Origin of the sequence: Methylobacterium radiodurans, assembly GCF_003173735.1 — a bacterium.
Taxonomy (GTDB): domain Bacteria; phylum Pseudomonadota; class Alphaproteobacteria; order Rhizobiales; family Beijerinckiaceae; genus Methylobacterium; species Methylobacterium radiodurans.
Genome location: NZ_CP029551.1, coordinates 2184440 through 2198178, shown reverse-complemented (window position 1 = coordinate 2198178; position 13739 = coordinate 2184440). Strand labels below are relative to the sequence as shown.

The following is a 13739-nucleotide window of genomic DNA, read 5'->3' as shown; positions in this document are numbered from 1 at the left end:
CGAGAGAAGCGCGCTCATCTAGCCGTGCCCCTCGCTCACATGCGCGCCGGAGATGCCGCGGGCACGACCCAACGAGACCGAGGGCTGCCGCTCCGAGATCAGGCCGCGGGGGCGCCAGACCATCATGGTCACCATGGCGAGGCCGAAGAGCAGCAGGCGGTACTCGTTCGGGTCGAAGCCCTCGCCGAAGACGGCGCTGAGGAAGCCGAGATTGCGCAGCAGTTCCGGCCCGCCCACCATCGCGACCGCGGCGATCGCCACGCCGATCTGGCTGCCCATGCCGCCGAGCACCACGATTGCCAGGATGATGGCGCTCTCCAGGAAGTTGAAGCTCTCCGGGCTGATAAAGCCCTGGCGCACGGCGAAGAAGGAGCCGGCAAAGCCCCCGAAGGCTGCGCCCAGCGCAAAGGCGGTGAGCTTGGTGGCGGTGGTGTCGATGCCGAGCGAGCGGCAGGCGATCTCGTCCTCGCGCAGCGCCTCCCAGGCGCGCCCAATCGGGAGCCGGCGCAGCCGCAGGGTGACGAAGTTCGTCAGCAACGCGAGCGCCAGGATCAGGTAGTAGAGGAACACGACCCGGTGCATCGTATCGAAGCCGAGGCCGAAGCGGGCCGCGAACCCGTCCTCGTCGGCGGTGAACGGGATGCCGAAGAAGGTCGCCCGGGGGATCGAGGAGATGCCCGCCGCACCGCCGGTCACGTCGGTCCAGTTGATCAGCACGAGCCGGATGATCTCACCGAAGGCGAGCGTGACGATGGCGAGGTAGTCGCCGCGCAGGCGCAGCACGGGAAAGCCCAGCACCATGCCCCAGAGGCCTGCGAACAGGCCGGCCAGCGGCAGGCAGACCCAGAACGACAGCCCGAAGGTCGTGGATAGGAGGGCGTAGGTGTAGGCGCCGACCGCGTAGAAGGCGACGTAGCCGAGATCGAGCAGGCCAGCGAGGCCGACGACGATGTTCAGCCCCCAGCCGAGCATCACGTAGGTGAGGATCAGGATGCCGAGATCGATCCAGTAGCGGGCCGGTCCGAGGCCGCCGCTCGCCAGCGTCGCGATCACCGGCAGCGTCAGGGCGAGGCCGAGGAAGGCCCAGAGGGCGAGGCCCGAGACCTTCTGGCCGGCCGCGGGCTCGGCGTGGACGGCCTCCGTCGCCTGTGCGGGCGCCGGCGTCAGGGCGCGGCGCGCGTCCCGGCGGGCGAGCACGAGGCGCTGGAGCAGCCGGAGCCCGAAGATCGCGGCGCAGAGCAGGCCGACGAGGGGCCAGCGCGGCAGGAGTTCCAGCCCGGCCGGGCCGGCCTCCGTGCGGTAGCTGACGATCGGCACGCAGAGCGCGAAGGCGACCAGGGCGTAGAGGCCGGCATCGCGGAGGATGTCCGGCAGACCGGGAGCGCGGGCCTGGGCCATCAGACCTTCTCGACCTCGGCGCGGCCGAGGATCCCGGAGGGCATGAAGATCAGCACGATGGCGAGGATCGAGAAGGCCGCCACGTCCTTGTACTCGATGGAGAAATAGGCCGACCAGAACACCTCGATCAGCCCGATGATGAGCCCGCCGAGCACGGCGCCCGGCAGCGAGCCGATGCCGCCGAGAACGGCCGCCGTGAAGGCCTTCACGCCCGGCACGAACCCGTCCGAGAACGAGACCGTGCCGTAGTAGAGGAGGTAGAGCACGCCCGCGACCGCCGCGAGGGCCGCACCCAGCACGAAGGTCAGCGAGATGGTGCGGTCGACGTCGATCCCCAGGAGCGCGGCCATCTTGCGGTCCTGCTCGCATGCGCGCTGGGCCCGGCCGAACGGCGTGCGCTGGACGAGGTACCAGAATCCGGTGAGCAGCACGGCGGTCACCGCCATGATCAGACACTGCTTGTAGGAGAGAAAGACGGTGTAGCTCTCCGACTCCATCAGGGTGATGCCGCCCGAGAGCAGCGGCGGCGTCGATTTATTGCGCGCGCCCTGCGCCACCTGCACGAAGTTCGACAGGAAGATCGAGACGCCGATGGCCGAGATCAGCGGCGCGAGCCGGAACGAGCCGCGCAAGGGGCGGTAGGCCACCCGCTCGATCGCCCAGCCCCAGAGGCCGGTGAGGATCATGGCCACCACCAGTACGATCAGGAGCGCCAGCGCGATCGAGCTGATCCCGAGCCAGGCGGTGAGGATCAGGAAGACGATCAGCGCGATGAAGCTGGACACCATGAAGACGTCGCCGTGGGCGAAGTTCACCATGCCGATGATGCCGAACACCATCGTGTAGCCGATCGCGATCAGGCCGTAGATCGACCCGAGGGTCAGCCCGTTGATCAGCTGCTGCAGGAAGACTTCCATCGCGCCCGTGCCGCTCCGTGACCGTTTCGTCCGCAACCTGTCAGCAAGAGGCGTACCGTACCGCCGCGCTTGCCGCCAGGGGCGGGAGGTTACGACGCCACCGGATCGGAACCGCCCTCCCCTGCCGCCTTCGGCGCAATGCCGGCCCGCGGCACGACGTGCTGGGTCTCCTGCTTGTCGATCCAGGACAGCGCGGTCACGCGTGACGGCCACGCGACGGCCGTGAAAGGGCGGATGCCCGAGTCGACAGGCCCCAGCTGCGAACCAACACCGACCACATCGAGCCGCGCCACGCGGCCGCACAATGGCTGGTGGCGCGCCTGAGCGGCGGGGTTGCCGCCGCCGGCTCCGGCATGTCACGGCTCGGTTCGGAGGTCGGCATGGACGTTCTGGTGGTCGGGGCAGGCGTGGTCGGCCTGGCAGTCGGGCGGGCGCTTGCCCTGCGCGGCCACGCGGTCGTGGTGGCGGAGGCAGCAGACGCCTTCGGCACCGGGATCTCTTCGCGCAATTCCGAGGTGATCCATGCCGGGCTGTACTACCCGACCGGGTCGCTGCGCGCCCGCCACTGCGTGGCCGGCCGGCGGATGCTCTACGATTTCTGCGCGAGCCGCGGCGTCGATCACCGGGCCTGCGGCAAGCTGGTGGTGGCCACCGACGCGGCTGAGGCGGCCAAGGTCGCGGCGATCCGCGACCAGGGCGAGCGGAACGGCGTCGAGGATTTGGCCCTGCTCGACGCCGAGGAGGCGCGGCGCCTCGAACCGAACCTCGCCTGCACGGCGGCGCTTCACTCGCCCCGGACCGGCATCGTCGACAGCCACGGCCTGATGCTGGCGCTGCTCGGCGAGATCGAGGATCACGGCGGTGCGCTCGCCATCGGCACTCCGGTGGAACGCCTCGTGCGCGGGCCAGCCGGCTGGGTCGCGCATTTCGGCGGCGCGGACCCCGGCACCTACCCGTGCGACGCGGTCGTCAACGCGACGAGCTTCGGGGCCCAGGCGCTGGCCCGCGCCACCGAGGACTACCCGGCGGAGCGCGTGCCGCCCCTGGTGCTGGCCCGCGGCAACTATTTCGGCTGCTCGGGCCGGCCGGCCTTCGGCCGCCTGATCTATCCTGCGCCCGTCGAGGGCGGCCTCGGCATCCATCTCACCCTCGATCTCGCCGGGCGGATGCGCTTCGGGCCCGATGTCGAGTGGACCGACAGCCTCGACTACCGGGTAAATCCCGAACGCGGCGCGGCGTTCTACGCTGCGATCCGGCGATACTGGCCCGGTCTTCCGGATGGCGCCCTGGTGGCGGACTACGCAGGCATCCGTCCGAAGCTCTCCGGCCCTGGTGAGGCAGCGCAGGATTTCCGCATCGACGGCCCGGCCGAGCACGGCCTGCCCGGGCTCGTGCACCTGTTCGGCATCGAGAGCCCCGGCCTCACCGCGAGCCTGTCGCTCGCCGAAGACGTCGCCGACAGGCTCGAGGCCTGAGCCGGTTTCGAAAGGCCCGAGGCCTTTCGCGAGTCCAGGGCGGAGCCCTGGTGGCGTGGCAAAGCCACCGCGGGGCGCCGCCCCGAAACCCCGCCCAAGGGTCGGGGACCCTTGGGAAACCCGTTACGTGAGGACGTGGAGCGCCAGGGGCACCGCGATCGCGGTCAGGAAGGCGTTGAGGCCCATGGCGATGCCCGCGAAGGTGCCGGCGACCTCGCTGACCTGGAAGGCCCGGGCGGTGCCGACGCCGTGGGCCGCAAGGCCCGCCGCGAAACCGCGGGCGCGCATGTCGCGGATGCGCATGAGCTGCATCAGGGGCGTGACCAAGATGGCGCCGACGATGCCGGTGGTCATCACCAGGACGGCAGTGAGCGTCGGGTCGCCGCCGAGCGCCTCCGAGATGCCCATGGCGACGCCGGAGGTCACGGATTTCGGGCTGAGCGAGACGATGACCGGTTCCGGGATGCCCAGGAGCCGGGCGAGGCCGACCGCGGTGGCGAGGGCGGTGGCGCAGCCGGCGCAGAGCGCGGCCAGCATCGGCAGGGCCGCGCGCAACACCGTGGCGCGGTGCTCGTAGAGCGGCAGCGCCAGCACCACGGTCGCCGGCCCCAGCAGGAAGTGCACGAACTGCGCGCCCGCGAAATAGGTCGGATACGGCGTCTCGGTGAACTTCAGCACGCAGGCCGTGATCGCGATGGCGATGAGCACCGGGTTCGCTACCGGGTGGCGCCCGGTCGCGATCGAGATCCGGTCGGCCACGAGATAGGCGGCGAGCGTCACCGTCAGCCACAGCAGCGGCGTGTGCGAGAGGTAGACCCAGAGAGCGAAATCGTCGCTCACCGGGCGCGACCCCGGTCGAGCAGGCGCTGCATGCCGACGAAGGCCAGAACCGTCGCGACGAGCGCCGCGCCGGTCGAGACCACGATGACGAGGGCGAGCTTGAGGCCCTGCGCCTGGACCACGTCGAGCCGCCCGACGATTCCGGCGCCCGCCGGCACGAACATCAGCGAGAGGTTGGCCAGGAGGCCTCTTCCGGTTCCCTCCAGCGTCCCGTCGAGGAGGGGCTTGGGCATCAGCCGGAGCAGCGGTCGCGGACCCCGGTCACGCAGGACGAGGAAGGCGAGAAGCAGCGCCATGCCGATGACGGGGCCCGGCACTGGCAGGCCTGCCCCGCGGGCGAGCGCCTCGCCGGCGAGCTGCGCCAGCAGGATCAGGGTGAGGCTCGCGATCATCGGGCGGCGCCCGAGCCATCGGGTGTGATGCGGTCCGGTGTCACGCCGTCGGGTGTCCGGCAGGTGCGTGCTCGCGCGATCGCCGCCTCGTCGAGGCCGAGCAGCGCACCCAGCCGCCAGACGAGCGCCTCCTCGAACTCGCCGACCTCGCCGTCCGCGCCCGCCACCGCCCAAGCCATGGCGAGGAGGCGCTCACGCTCGATCTCGTCCATCCCGTGCGGGATCATCTCCACCAGGTCGGCGACGTCGCGCGTCTCCGCATCGAAGGCGCTCGCTCGGCCGACCAGGGCGCGGGCCGCCTCCGGATCGGCGGCGTAGCGGCCCTGCACGAGGCGGGCGAGGCGGTCCGACTCGGCGGGCGCGAGAACACCGTCAACACGGGCGACGTGGACGAGGAGCGCGGTCGCGGCCAGATGCGTGTCGTCCACAGGCTCCGCGCTCCCGGCCACGCCGAGAGCTTCGGCGGCGTAAGCGCGCAGACGTGCGAGGAGCGGCATCGTAGACCCCCGAGGACGGATCTGCCACAGTTCCGGGCCACCCCGGCGCGGTCAAGCCAGTCCCGAAACATGGGCGCCCTGCACCCCCAGCGTTGCAGTGCGGCAGCGGCCCGCGATGCCGGTGAAGCCCATCTTGCCAAGCGGAGTCGGGGCGGCTAAGAGCCTTCCACCGCGCGGATCGCCTCTTGGCTGCCGTGCCGCCGCAATAGCTCAGCTGGTAGAGCACCTCATTCGTAATGAGGGGGTCGGGGGTTCGAATCCCTCTTGCGGCACCACCACTTAGCACCTCCTACGCTTGCCCCAAATCTTGCCTGGGAAGTGCATGGGAAGTGCAGCGCTAGCGCCTAAACCCGACGCTTTCTGAAGCGGCCTACGGTCGTCCTCAACGCTCCATCCCCCTCCCGGCTCGGCTCCGCTGCTTCGATTTTGGCGCGAGGTCGCCCAAAACGATTTCGGTGAAGCAAGATTGCCGAGGGGGGTGAAGACATGCACTTGGGCACGCATCGTGCAGGGTGATTTTGGGGTGGCGTTGCACGCGGCGCTAGCCGTTTCGACGCGATCACCTGCGCCGAGACGCGCCCTCTCCGGCGGAGAACGCCCCGGCCAGGGTATCGTTGGCGCTTTCGGCCTCGAACCCGTCAGCGCGGACAGTCGCCGAAGCGGCCGCACAGCTCTTCGGGAACGAACCGGTCCCGCGAGAGCGGGGTGGCCGCCCCCGCCGATTCGGCGGCGATCTGCGGGGCGGCCTCGGAGACGGGCGGATCGGTCAGAATCGTCAGCCAGAACGCGGCCGTGGCGAGCGCGAAGGCGGCGAGGAAGAGAGCGAGCCTCGACATGCGCGTCACTCCAGAGATGACGATGAGAGGAGGATGCACGATTCGCTTCAGCACCGCATGACCCGAACGGATGAAGCGTGACGATCCTGGGACGATCATCTGATAAAGATGCCCCGGCATCCGCCGCCTTATTTTGTATGCAGCGTAGATTTGCGCATAGGCCGGTCATCACGAGCGCGCGATATCTTGCTCTGACTTGATTCAGACCTTGACGCGTCGGCGCGGCGCTGCTGATCTCGCTATCCTCTCGAACGACGCGAGCGCTCCGGGGTACAGGAGCCGCATCGGACCGGAGGCGCTCATGGACCCCAGCCCGAGTTCCGCCACCGCAGAGATCGACCGCTACATCGAGGAAGGCCGTCGGCTCATGGCCCGCGCCGAGGCAGGCTACCGGGCCCTGGCCGAGCAGGGCGCCCCGGAGGGCCACCTGCTGATGGCCGGGCGCACCATCACGGCGATGAACCGCGTCCAGGCCACCCTGCTGCGGCAGCGCGCGACGCTGCAACAGGCGGTCGAGGCCGCACAGGCGCCGGCCGTCATCTTGGTGGCGCGCCCGCCACGGCCCTGGTGGGCGCTCGTCGGACGCCTGAGGAGCGAAGCCCGGCCCTCCTGAGAAGTCGGGCTGCGCGCAGGCCGGGTCCCTCAGGCCGCGGACGCGGTGAGGCTGCCGCGGCGCTCCTCCTGCTCCAGATAGGCGTGCGCCTCCTCCTTGCGCTCGAAGATGTGAGGGGCGAGCCCCCGTTTGCTCAAGGCCTCCTGCATCTTCAGGCGCAGGAAGGCGCTCGTCGCGTAGCGGGTCGTCGTCAGGTAGTGGTAGGCGCAGAGATACTCGATCATCTCCGCGTAGGCGTCGTAGAGGTTCTCGCTGATGCGGAACCCGTCGTGGTTGACCACCGAGTTCACCCGCTGGCCGGCCTTCAGGCAGGCGGTCTCCAGCACCTGCCGCAGGGCGTCGATGTCGCCCTTCGAGCGCACCTGCCAGCCCTCCAGGTTCACGAAGAGCAGGTTGCGGTCCTTGTCGTAGCTCACCCGCTCGGCGAGGTTCAGGTTCAGGAGATCGGCGAGGAGCTCCATCGGCTCGTCGCGGAAGATGCGCCGGTCCATCGGGATCGGGTTCTCGATCACCGGCATGAAGTCCATGTGAGCGAGGATGTCGCGGCCGATATCGATGCCGGGCGCCACCTCGATCAGTTCGAGCCCGCGCTTCGTCAGGTTGAAGACGCAGCGCTCGGTCACGTAGAGCACCGGCTGGCCGCGCTCCTGCGCGAAGGGGCCGCTGAAGGTGTTCTGCTCGACCTGGGCCACGAACTTGCGCTGACGCCCCTCCTGCAGGATGCGCAGGCGGCCGTCCTCGACCTTGGTGACGAGGCCGCCCGCCGTGAAGGTGCCGGCGAAGACGACCTTGCGGGCGTTCTGCGAGATGTTGATGAAACCGCCGCAGCCGTTGAGGCGCCCGCCGAAGCGACTGGTGTTGACGTTGCCCGCCCCGTCGCACTCGGCCATGCCGAGGCAGGTCATGTCGAGGCCGCCGCCGTCGTAGAAGTCGAACATCTGGTTCTGGTCGATGATGCAGTCGGCGTTGGTCGCCGCGCCGAAGCTCGACCCGGAGGCCAGCACGCCGCCGACCGCGCCCGCCTCCGTCGTCAGGGTGATGAAGGGGGTGACCTGCTCCTCCGCCGCGACCGAGGAGATGCCCTCGGGCGCGCCCACCCCGAGATTGACCACGCCGTTCGGCGGCAATTCGAAGCTCGCCCGCCGGGCGATGATCTTGCGCTCGGACAGCGACATCTTCTTGATGCCGGTGACCGGCACGCGGATCTCGCCCGCGAGCGCAGCGTCGTGCATCACGCCGTAATTCATCCGGTGCTGCTCGGGCTCGGCCACCACCACGCAGTCGATGAGCATGCCGGGTACGCGCACGTCCTTCGGCTTGATCGAGCCCTGCTCGACGATGCGCTCGACCTGGGCGATCACGATGCCGCCGTTGTTGCGCGCCGCCATCGCCTGGGCGAGGTTGTCCAGCGTCAGCGCCTCCTTGGCCATGCAGAGGTTGCCGGAGGGATCCGCCGAGGTGCCGCGGATGAAGGCCACGTCGATCTTGGTGGCGGTGTAGAACAGCCACTCCTCGCCATCGACCTCGACGAGCTTGACGATCTCGTCCCGGGTCACCGTGTTGACGCGCCCGCCGCCGTGGCGCGGATCGACGTAAGTCTTGAGCCCGACCTTCGTGAACAGGCCGGGCTGGCCGGCCGCGCAGGCGCGGTAGAGCTGCGAGATCACGCCCTGAGGCAGGTTGTAGCCGAGGATCTTGTTCTCCTGGGCGGCCTGGGCGACCTTCGGCATCCGGCCGAAATTCGCCGCGATCACCCGGCGCAGCAGCCCGTCATGGTGCAGGCGGCCGGTGCCGAGCCCTTTGCTGTCGCCCGCCCCCGCCGTCATGATCAGCGTGAGGTCGCGCGGGGCCCCGCTGTCGACGAAGCGCTTCTCCAACGCGGCGTGGAGCGCCTCCGGGATGCAGCTCTGGACGAAGCCCGTCGTGGTCACGACGTCGCCGTCGCGGATCAGGGCGATGGCCTCGTCGGCGGAAATGACCTTGTTCTTCTTCATGGGCGTCGTTGTCCGTCCCTGCCGCCCCCTTCGGAGGTCGTTGACGGCCGCTCCTCCCCAGGTCGCCCTTGGCGGGTCTCCCTCGGCGCTGCCGGCGGGCTCGGGCTGCCGGCGCGCGCGTGCGGGGGCGCGGCGCGGCCGGCGCCTGTTGCTTCGAAGCCGCGGGCCCCGCGAAAACGCGGATCCCGATGCGGATTCGGTCGAGCCAGTCTTGTGCAGAGTACGAGCGGCGACCGAACCCCTGCAACCGAAGATTATTTGGGAAGCCTTTGAATTTCCCTGAGCGATGACTGCACCGCACCATTTTCCTGTATCTGGTATTCCAGTCGATCGTGCCAGAGCTTGTCCGGACGGACCTATCCAGCGGCCGGCACCGCGCGTAACGCTGCCGGCCGGTCCGGAGCGCCCGGGCCGCGAACGCCCGTGAGAGCATGACGCCCGCATCCCGCTCGACCACCCGCCTGATCCTCGTTCTGGCGGTGGCGGGTTTCGCCAGCACCTTCGCGGGCCGCTCGGTGGAGCCGCTCGTCGGCGTGCTGGCCCGGGACCTCGCGAGCGACCCGCACCGGGCCGCCCTGCTCTCCACCGCCTTCGCGCTGCCCTACGCGCTGATCCAGCCCGTGCTCGGCCCGGTCGGCGACGCGCTCGGCAAGGAGCGGGTGATGACGGCCTGCCTCGCCGTGCTGGCGGCAGCGCTCGGGGCCTGCGCGCTGGTCTCGCAGATCGACCTGCTGTTCGGCCTGCGCATGCTGGCGGGCGCGGCGGCGGGCGGCGTGGTGCCGCTGGCGCTGGCGCTGCTCGGCGACCGCGTGCCGATGGAGCGGCGCCAGGTCGCGATCGGTCGGTTCCTCGTGGCGATCGTCTTGGGGCAGCTCTCGGGTTCGACGTTCGCGGGCCTGCTGGAGGCCGAGATCGGCTGGCGCGGCGTCTTCGCCGCGACGGCGCTGGGGGCCCTCGTCGCCGTTGTGGCGACCGGCTTCGGGTTCGAGCGCGGTCTGGCGGGCGCCCCGCGCCGGCCGGATTTCCGCACGGCGCTGGTGCGCTACCGCGCCATCGTCGCCAACCCGCGGGCGCGCGTGCTGTTCTCGGCCGTCTTCATCGAGGCCATCGCGGTGTTCGGCATCTTCCCGCACCTCGCGCCGCTGATCGAGGCGCGCGGCGAGGGCGGCCCGCGCGAGGCCGGGCTGGTGCTCGCGGGCTTCGCGGTGGGCAGCCTGATCTACTCGGCCCTGGTCGGGGTTCTGGTGCGCCTGCTCGGCCTGCGCATGCTGGCGGCAGGTGGCGCGACCTGCGCGGGCGCCCTGCTGACCATCGGGCTCGCCGGCACCTGGCAGGCCGACTGCGCCGCGATGGTGGCGATGGGGCTCGGCTTCTACATGCTGCACAACACCTATCAGGTGCAGGTGACCGAGGTGGCGCCGCAGGCCCGCGCCTCTGCGGTGGCGCTGCACGCCTTCTCGTTCTTCTGCGGGCAGGCGCTCGGCGTCGCGCTGATCGGCGGCGCGCTCCAGGCGGTCGGCCAGCTCTGGGCGCTCGCCGCCTGCGGGGTCGCCATCCTGCTTCTCGGCTTAGCGACCGCGCACCTCCTGGCGAAGCCGGCGCCCCACGCTGCGTAGGATGTCCTGCGCGACATCCCTCAGTGCAGATGCCTCGGTGCAGATGCCTCAGTGCAGATGGAACTCGCCGTTGACCGTGCGCAGTTCCGCCGGTCGGATCAGGCGGCTGTGGGCGACCCGCACGGCGTGGACCTGCCCCTCGATCGAGTCCCGCCAGAAGGCGAGGAAGCGCCGCAGCTCCGGGAAACCCGGGCAGAGGTCGTGGTTCTGCCAGACGAAGCTCTGCAACAGGTGCGGATGGTCGGGCATCCGGTAGAGGATCTCGGCGGTGGTCAGGCTGTAGCCCTCGAGCTGGCGACGAAAGGCGGACGACACGCTCATGGATCCTCGCTCCCAAATCCGACCGGCCGAGCTTGACCCGGAGCCGCGTCTCGATCAAGAGGACGCCGCAACGATTACTGTTTTCCTTACAACAGCTTAGCACTCGTTTGCCGGCATTGCTGCCAAGGTCCGCGTCGCGGCCGGCGCGCCATCCACACCGGTTCTGCGGCGCGACCCGGGCGCAGCTTCCGCCCGGCTCGGAATCACGGCACTCTGCGCGGGGTTAACCGGAGGTCGGGGCTTGGCAGACGGCTTGGCACGCGCGGCGCTCGGCCGGTCGCTGCTGCTCGCGGGCGCGCTCGCGGCACCGCTCGTCCCCGGGGCGGCGCGCGCCGAGATCGCGATCTCGGCCGCCAAGATCACCGGGGGCGAACTCTGGGTGCTGGGCTCGACCGACGAGACCGACGCCGAGATCAGCCTGGACGGGCGGTTCACCGGACGCTCGGACGGGCGCGGCAATTTCGAGTTCCGGCTGATCTACCATCCGGCGAGCTGCATCGTGACCCTGCGGGTGCGCCAGCAGGAGCAGCGCGCCGTGGTCGGCGAGTGCGGCCAGCAGGGTCCGCCCGGCCCGGCGCCCGCAGCCAGCACCGTCGCGGGGCCGCCCGGGCCGCCGGGTCCGGCCGGTCCTCCGGGCGCACCCGGCCCCCAGGGTCCGCCCGGCGCGCAAGGTGCCCCGGGTACCCAGGGAGCGGCAGGTCCTGCCGGTGAGCGCGGCCCCCCTGGCGAGCGCGGCCCGGCTGGCGCGCCGGGCGGGACAGGACCGGCCGGTCCGGTCGGAGCGCGCGGCGAGCCCGGCACGCCGGGCCCTGCGGGACCTTCGGGGCCCATCGGACCGTCGGGACCGCCCGGGCCCCGTGGGGAGACCGGGGAACAGGGGCCTCAGGGCGAAGCGGGACCCAGAGGCGAGCCCGGCCCCGCAGGGCCACCGGGTCCGGCCGGCCGGCCCGGTCCGCGTGGGCCCGCGGGGCCCGTAGGGCCGCCCGGCCCGCGCGGAGCGGCCCCCGCGCCGCAGCCGCGCGCCGCACCGGCCCGCACGCCGCGCCCGGCCGAACCCGAGCCGATCCCGATCCAGCCGCCCGCCGGATCCTCGACGGGCGTGCCGTACTGAGGGCTACAAGCTCTCGGCCTCCTGCGTCTCGCCGGCGAGACGGATCAGCACCTGCCGCAGCCAGCGGTGAGCGGGGTCGTCGTCGTAGGAGGCGTGCCACACCATCGAGACGGCGACCTCGGCGAGCGGGACCGGAACTGGGCTGACGGTCAGCCCCAGCGCGTTCGCGAAATAGTGGGCCAGCCGCGCGTGCATTGTGGTGATCACCGGCGCGCCCCGGACGAGGAAGGGCACCGCGAGGAAGCGCGGGGTCGTCACCGCGAGCGTCCGGCCGAGCCCGCGCTCGGCCAGGGCGTCGTCCACCACGCCGTGGGCGGTGCCGCGCAGACTGGTCAGCACGTGGGGGAAGCGCAGGTAGTCCTCCAGCGAGATCGGCGGCTCCAGCCCGACCTGAGCCTTGTCGAAGAGGCAGACGTAGCTGTCGCGGTAGAGGAGCCGCGTCTTATGGTGGAGCTGGCCCTCCGGCGCCAGCGCGATAGCGAGATCGATCCGGTCGGTGTCGAGGTCGTCGAGCATCGTGGTCCGGTCGAAGCCGCGCAGGAGAAGCCGCACGCCCGGCGCCTCCGCCCGCAGATAGGCCAGCAGGCGCGGGCCCAGCAGTACCTCCGTGCTGTCCGGCAGGCTGATCGTGAACTGGCGGTCGACCGTCGCCGGATCGAACGCCTCCTTCCGGCGCACCAGGGCCTGGACCTGCCGCAGGGCGGTGCGCAGCGGCTCGGCCAGCGCCAGCGCCCGGGGCGTCGGGCGCATCCCCTCGGGCGAGCGGGTGAGCAGCTCGTCGTCGAAGAGGCGGCGCAGGCGCGCCAGCGTCGCGCTCATCGCCGACTGGCCGAGCCCGATCCGCGCCGCCGCCCGGGTGACGCTGCGCTCGGCCAGGAGCGCGTCGAGGGCGACGAGGAGGTTCAGATCGACCCGCGCTAGATCGACATGATCAATAGTCATTAGCAACGCGATCGGTTTGGCAAATGACGCAGCGCAAAATACATCCGCTCCATCGCCGGGGCAGAGGGCCCCGCCCTTTCAGGTAGGACCGGAACCATGACCGTTCGCAAGATGATCTTCCAGACCGCGCTTGCGGCCGCCATCCTCCTCGGCGTCGGCCTTGGCTCGGCGGGCGCCGCCGAGATCGGCCCGGGCGGTGCCGCCAGCATCGATCTCGGCTCGCTCTCGGGCGTGGCCTACTACACGCCCGAGGCGCGGGGCTACCGGGTGGTCGTGACCCTGGCGCCCCGTGCGGCCGCACCGGCCATGCGCTTCGAGGCGGTGCTTGGCGCCGACCAGAGCATGACCCTCTCGACGCCCCGCGCGCCGGGCGACGCGACGGACGCGATCGAGATCGCCCGTGTGGGCGACAGCGTGCAGGTGAGAGCGCGCCGCACAGGCGACCTCCGGCAGGCCGCCGCCCTCGACTGAGCCGCCGGCCACGCCGGCCCGTGCCGCGATGCGGCGCGGGCCGGCGCGGCGGGTCTCGGTGCTTCTCTCAGTGCCTCTCCTCGGCCGGGCTGTGAGTCTGCGGCCGGTGACCTTCCTGGCCGGGATTGTTGTGCTTGTGGTGGTCGCGGCTCTCCTGCTGCGACGTGCTGCGCGGCTCCCGCGGCGGGCTGTTGCGGATCCGCTCGCCGCCGCCCGTCGGCACGTTCGGCCCGTCCTTGTGCTCGATGATGCGCTGCTGTTGGGCGTGGGTCTTGTCGCCGTGCGGCTTCTCGCCGGCCATGCGCGGCCTCCCTCC

The 13739-nt window shown here is 71.0% G+C and carries 16 protein-coding genes and 1 tRNA gene; 6 read left to right on the top strand and 11 right to left on the bottom strand.

The features are described from left to right. Positions 1-18 precede the first annotated feature (18 nt). From livM to DK427_RS26265, 3 genes are all read right to left on the bottom strand, one after another. Complete coding sequence (gene livM, locus DK427_RS10105; RefSeq protein WP_109951144.1) at positions 19-1398, bottom strand: high-affinity branched-chain amino acid ABC transporter permease LivM; 1380 nt, start codon at positions 1396-1398, stop codon at positions 19-21. Continuing rightward, the gene (locus DK427_RS10100) at positions 1398-2315 is read right to left on the bottom strand and encodes a branched-chain amino acid ABC transporter permease (RefSeq protein ID WP_066923832.1); all 918 of its coding nucleotides are present in this window, start codon (positions 2313-2315) and stop codon (positions 1398-1400) included. The genes livM and DK427_RS10100 overlap by 1 nt, the downstream gene beginning before the upstream one ends. 89 nt (positions 2316-2404) lie before the next feature. After that, positions 2405-2608 carry a hypothetical protein gene (locus DK427_RS26265; protein WP_162559767.1) on the bottom strand — a complete coding sequence of 68 codons (204 nt, stop codon included), beginning with the start codon at positions 2606-2608 and terminating at the stop codon, positions 2405-2407. Between the two features lie 87 nt (positions 2609-2695). Here DK427_RS26265 and DK427_RS10095 point away from each other — a divergent pair, with 87 nt between their 5' ends. Continuing rightward, positions 2696-3790 (top strand): NAD(P)/FAD-dependent oxidoreductase, encoded by a 1095-nt coding sequence (locus DK427_RS10095; RefSeq protein WP_109951143.1) that lies wholly within the window; start codon positions 2696-2698, stop codon positions 3788-3790. 123 nt (positions 3791-3913) lie between these two features. Here the strand turns inward: DK427_RS10095 and DK427_RS10090 are convergent, their stop codons facing one another. Genes DK427_RS10090 through DK427_RS10080 form a run of 3 tightly spaced genes read right to left on the bottom strand, consistent with a single transcriptional unit; the run spans position 3914 to position 5519 of the window. Further along, positions 3914-4630 carry an LrgB family protein gene (locus DK427_RS10090; RefSeq protein WP_109951142.1) on the bottom strand — a complete coding sequence of 239 codons (717 nt, stop codon included), beginning with the start codon at positions 4628-4630 and terminating at the stop codon, positions 3914-3916. Further along, a complete protein-coding gene (locus tag DK427_RS10085; RefSeq protein WP_109951141.1) occupies positions 4627-5022 on the bottom strand; it encodes a CidA/LrgA family protein in 396 nt (131 codons plus the stop codon). Before DK427_RS10085 ends, DK427_RS10090 begins: the two co-directional genes overlap by 4 nt. Beyond that, the gene (locus tag DK427_RS10080; protein ID WP_109951140.1) at positions 5019-5519 is read right to left on the bottom strand and encodes a tellurite resistance TerB family protein; all 501 of its coding nucleotides are present in this window, start codon (positions 5517-5519) and stop codon (positions 5019-5021) included. Before DK427_RS10080 ends, DK427_RS10085 begins: the two co-directional genes overlap by 4 nt. A gap of 199 nt (positions 5520-5718) precedes the next feature. Here DK427_RS10080 and DK427_RS10075 point away from each other — a divergent pair. Next, positions 5719-5794 (top strand) — tRNA-Thr (locus DK427_RS10075). Positions 5795-6157: 363 nt separating this feature from the next. On the opposite strand, the gene DK427_RS26260 is transcribed toward DK427_RS10075, so the two are convergent. Next, positions 6158-6475: a hypothetical protein gene (locus tag DK427_RS26260; protein ID WP_162559766.1), complete on the bottom strand. Its 318-nt coding sequence runs from the start codon at positions 6473-6475 to the stop codon at positions 6158-6160. A gap of 181 nt (positions 6476-6656) precedes the next feature. Here DK427_RS26260 and DK427_RS10065 point away from each other — a divergent pair, with 181 nt between their 5' ends. Next, positions 6657-6968 carry a hypothetical protein gene (locus DK427_RS10065; protein ID WP_109951138.1) on the top strand — a complete coding sequence of 104 codons (312 nt, stop codon included), beginning with the start codon at positions 6657-6659 and terminating at the stop codon, positions 6966-6968. 29 nt (positions 6969-6997) lie between these two features. Here the strand turns inward: DK427_RS10065 and DK427_RS10060 are convergent, their stop codons facing one another. Then, positions 6998-8962, bottom strand: a complete 1965-nt coding sequence (locus DK427_RS10060; RefSeq protein WP_109951137.1) for an acyl CoA:acetate/3-ketoacid CoA transferase — start codon at positions 8960-8962, stop codon at positions 6998-7000. Positions 8963-9393: 431 nt separating this feature from the next. Here DK427_RS10060 and DK427_RS10055 point away from each other — a divergent pair, with 431 nt between their 5' ends. Next, positions 9394-10578 (top strand): MFS transporter, encoded by a 1185-nt coding sequence (locus tag DK427_RS10055; protein ID WP_109951136.1) that lies wholly within the window; start codon positions 9394-9396, stop codon positions 10576-10578. Between the two features lie 48 nt (positions 10579-10626). Here DK427_RS10055 and DK427_RS10050 read toward each other — a convergent pair whose 3' ends face one another. Further along, the gene (locus DK427_RS10050; protein WP_109951135.1) at positions 10627-10899 is read right to left on the bottom strand and encodes an usg protein; all 273 of its coding nucleotides are present in this window, start codon (positions 10897-10899) and stop codon (positions 10627-10629) included. 241 nt (positions 10900-11140) lie between these two features. Here DK427_RS10050 and DK427_RS10045 point away from each other — a divergent pair, with 241 nt between their 5' ends. Further along, the gene (locus DK427_RS10045) at positions 11141-12010 is read left to right on the top strand and encodes a hypothetical protein (RefSeq protein WP_245930874.1); all 870 of its coding nucleotides are present in this window, start codon (positions 11141-11143) and stop codon (positions 12008-12010) included. A gap of 3 nt (positions 12011-12013) precedes the next feature. Here DK427_RS10045 and DK427_RS10040 read toward each other — a convergent pair whose 3' ends face one another. Then, positions 12014-12952 carry a LysR family transcriptional regulator gene (locus DK427_RS10040; RefSeq protein WP_109951134.1) on the bottom strand — a complete coding sequence of 313 codons (939 nt, stop codon included), beginning with the start codon at positions 12950-12952 and terminating at the stop codon, positions 12014-12016. A gap of 96 nt (positions 12953-13048) precedes the next feature. Between DK427_RS10040 and DK427_RS10035 the strand changes: the two genes are divergently transcribed. Then, positions 13049-13423 (top strand): hypothetical protein, encoded by a 375-nt coding sequence (locus DK427_RS10035; RefSeq protein ID WP_245930873.1) that lies wholly within the window; start codon positions 13049-13051, stop codon positions 13421-13423. A 67-nt stretch (positions 13424-13490) separates the two neighbouring features. On the opposite strand, the gene DK427_RS10030 is transcribed toward DK427_RS10035, so the two are convergent. Then, positions 13491-13724 carry a hypothetical protein gene (locus DK427_RS10030; protein WP_109951133.1) on the bottom strand — a complete coding sequence of 78 codons (234 nt, stop codon included), beginning with the start codon at positions 13722-13724 and terminating at the stop codon, positions 13491-13493. Between the last annotated feature and the right edge of the window lie 15 nt (positions 13725-13739).

Bases quoted from the DNA above. Each gene is read 5' to 3' on its own strand.
- DK427_RS10040 (WP_109951134.1), bottom strand. From the start codon at position 12,952: ATGACTATTGATCATGTCGATCTAGCGCGGGTCGATCTGAACCTCCTC.
- DK427_RS10055 (WP_109951136.1), top strand. From the start codon at position 9,394: ATGACGCCCGCATCCCGCTCGACCACCCGCCTGATCCTCGTTCTGGCG.
- DK427_RS10065 (WP_109951138.1), top strand. From the start codon at position 6,657: ATGGACCCCAGCCCGAGTTCCGCCACCGCAGAGATCGACCGCTACATC.
- DK427_RS10060 (WP_109951137.1), bottom strand. From the start codon at position 8,962: ATGAAGAAGAACAAGGTCATTTCCGCCGACGAGGCCATCGCCCTGATC.
- DK427_RS10030 (WP_109951133.1), bottom strand. From the start codon at position 13,724: ATGGCCGGCGAGAAGCCGCACGGCGACAAGACCCACGCCCAACAGCAG.
- DK427_RS10050 (WP_109951135.1), bottom strand. From the start codon at position 10,899: ATGAGCGTGTCGTCCGCCTTTCGTCGCCAGCTCGAGGGCTACAGCCTG.
- DK427_RS10095 (WP_109951143.1), top strand. From the start codon at position 2,696: ATGGACGTTCTGGTGGTCGGGGCAGGCGTGGTCGGCCTGGCAGTCGGG.
- DK427_RS10080 (WP_109951140.1), bottom strand. From the start codon at position 5,519: ATGCCGCTCCTCGCACGTCTGCGCGCTTACGCCGCCGAAGCTCTCGGC.
- DK427_RS26260 (WP_162559766.1), bottom strand. From the start codon at position 6,475: ATGCCGGGGCATCTTTATCAGATGATCGTCCCAGGATCGTCACGCTTC.
- DK427_RS10085 (WP_109951141.1), bottom strand. From the start codon at position 5,022: ATGATCGCGAGCCTCACCCTGATCCTGCTGGCGCAGCTCGCCGGCGAG.
- livM (WP_109951144.1), bottom strand. From the start codon at position 1,398: ATGGCCCAGGCCCGCGCTCCCGGTCTGCCGGACATCCTCCGCGATGCC.
- DK427_RS10100 (WP_066923832.1), bottom strand. From the start codon at position 2,315: ATGGAAGTCTTCCTGCAGCAGCTGATCAACGGGCTGACCCTCGGGTCG.
- DK427_RS10035 (WP_245930873.1), top strand. From the start codon at position 13,049: ATGACCGTTCGCAAGATGATCTTCCAGACCGCGCTTGCGGCCGCCATC.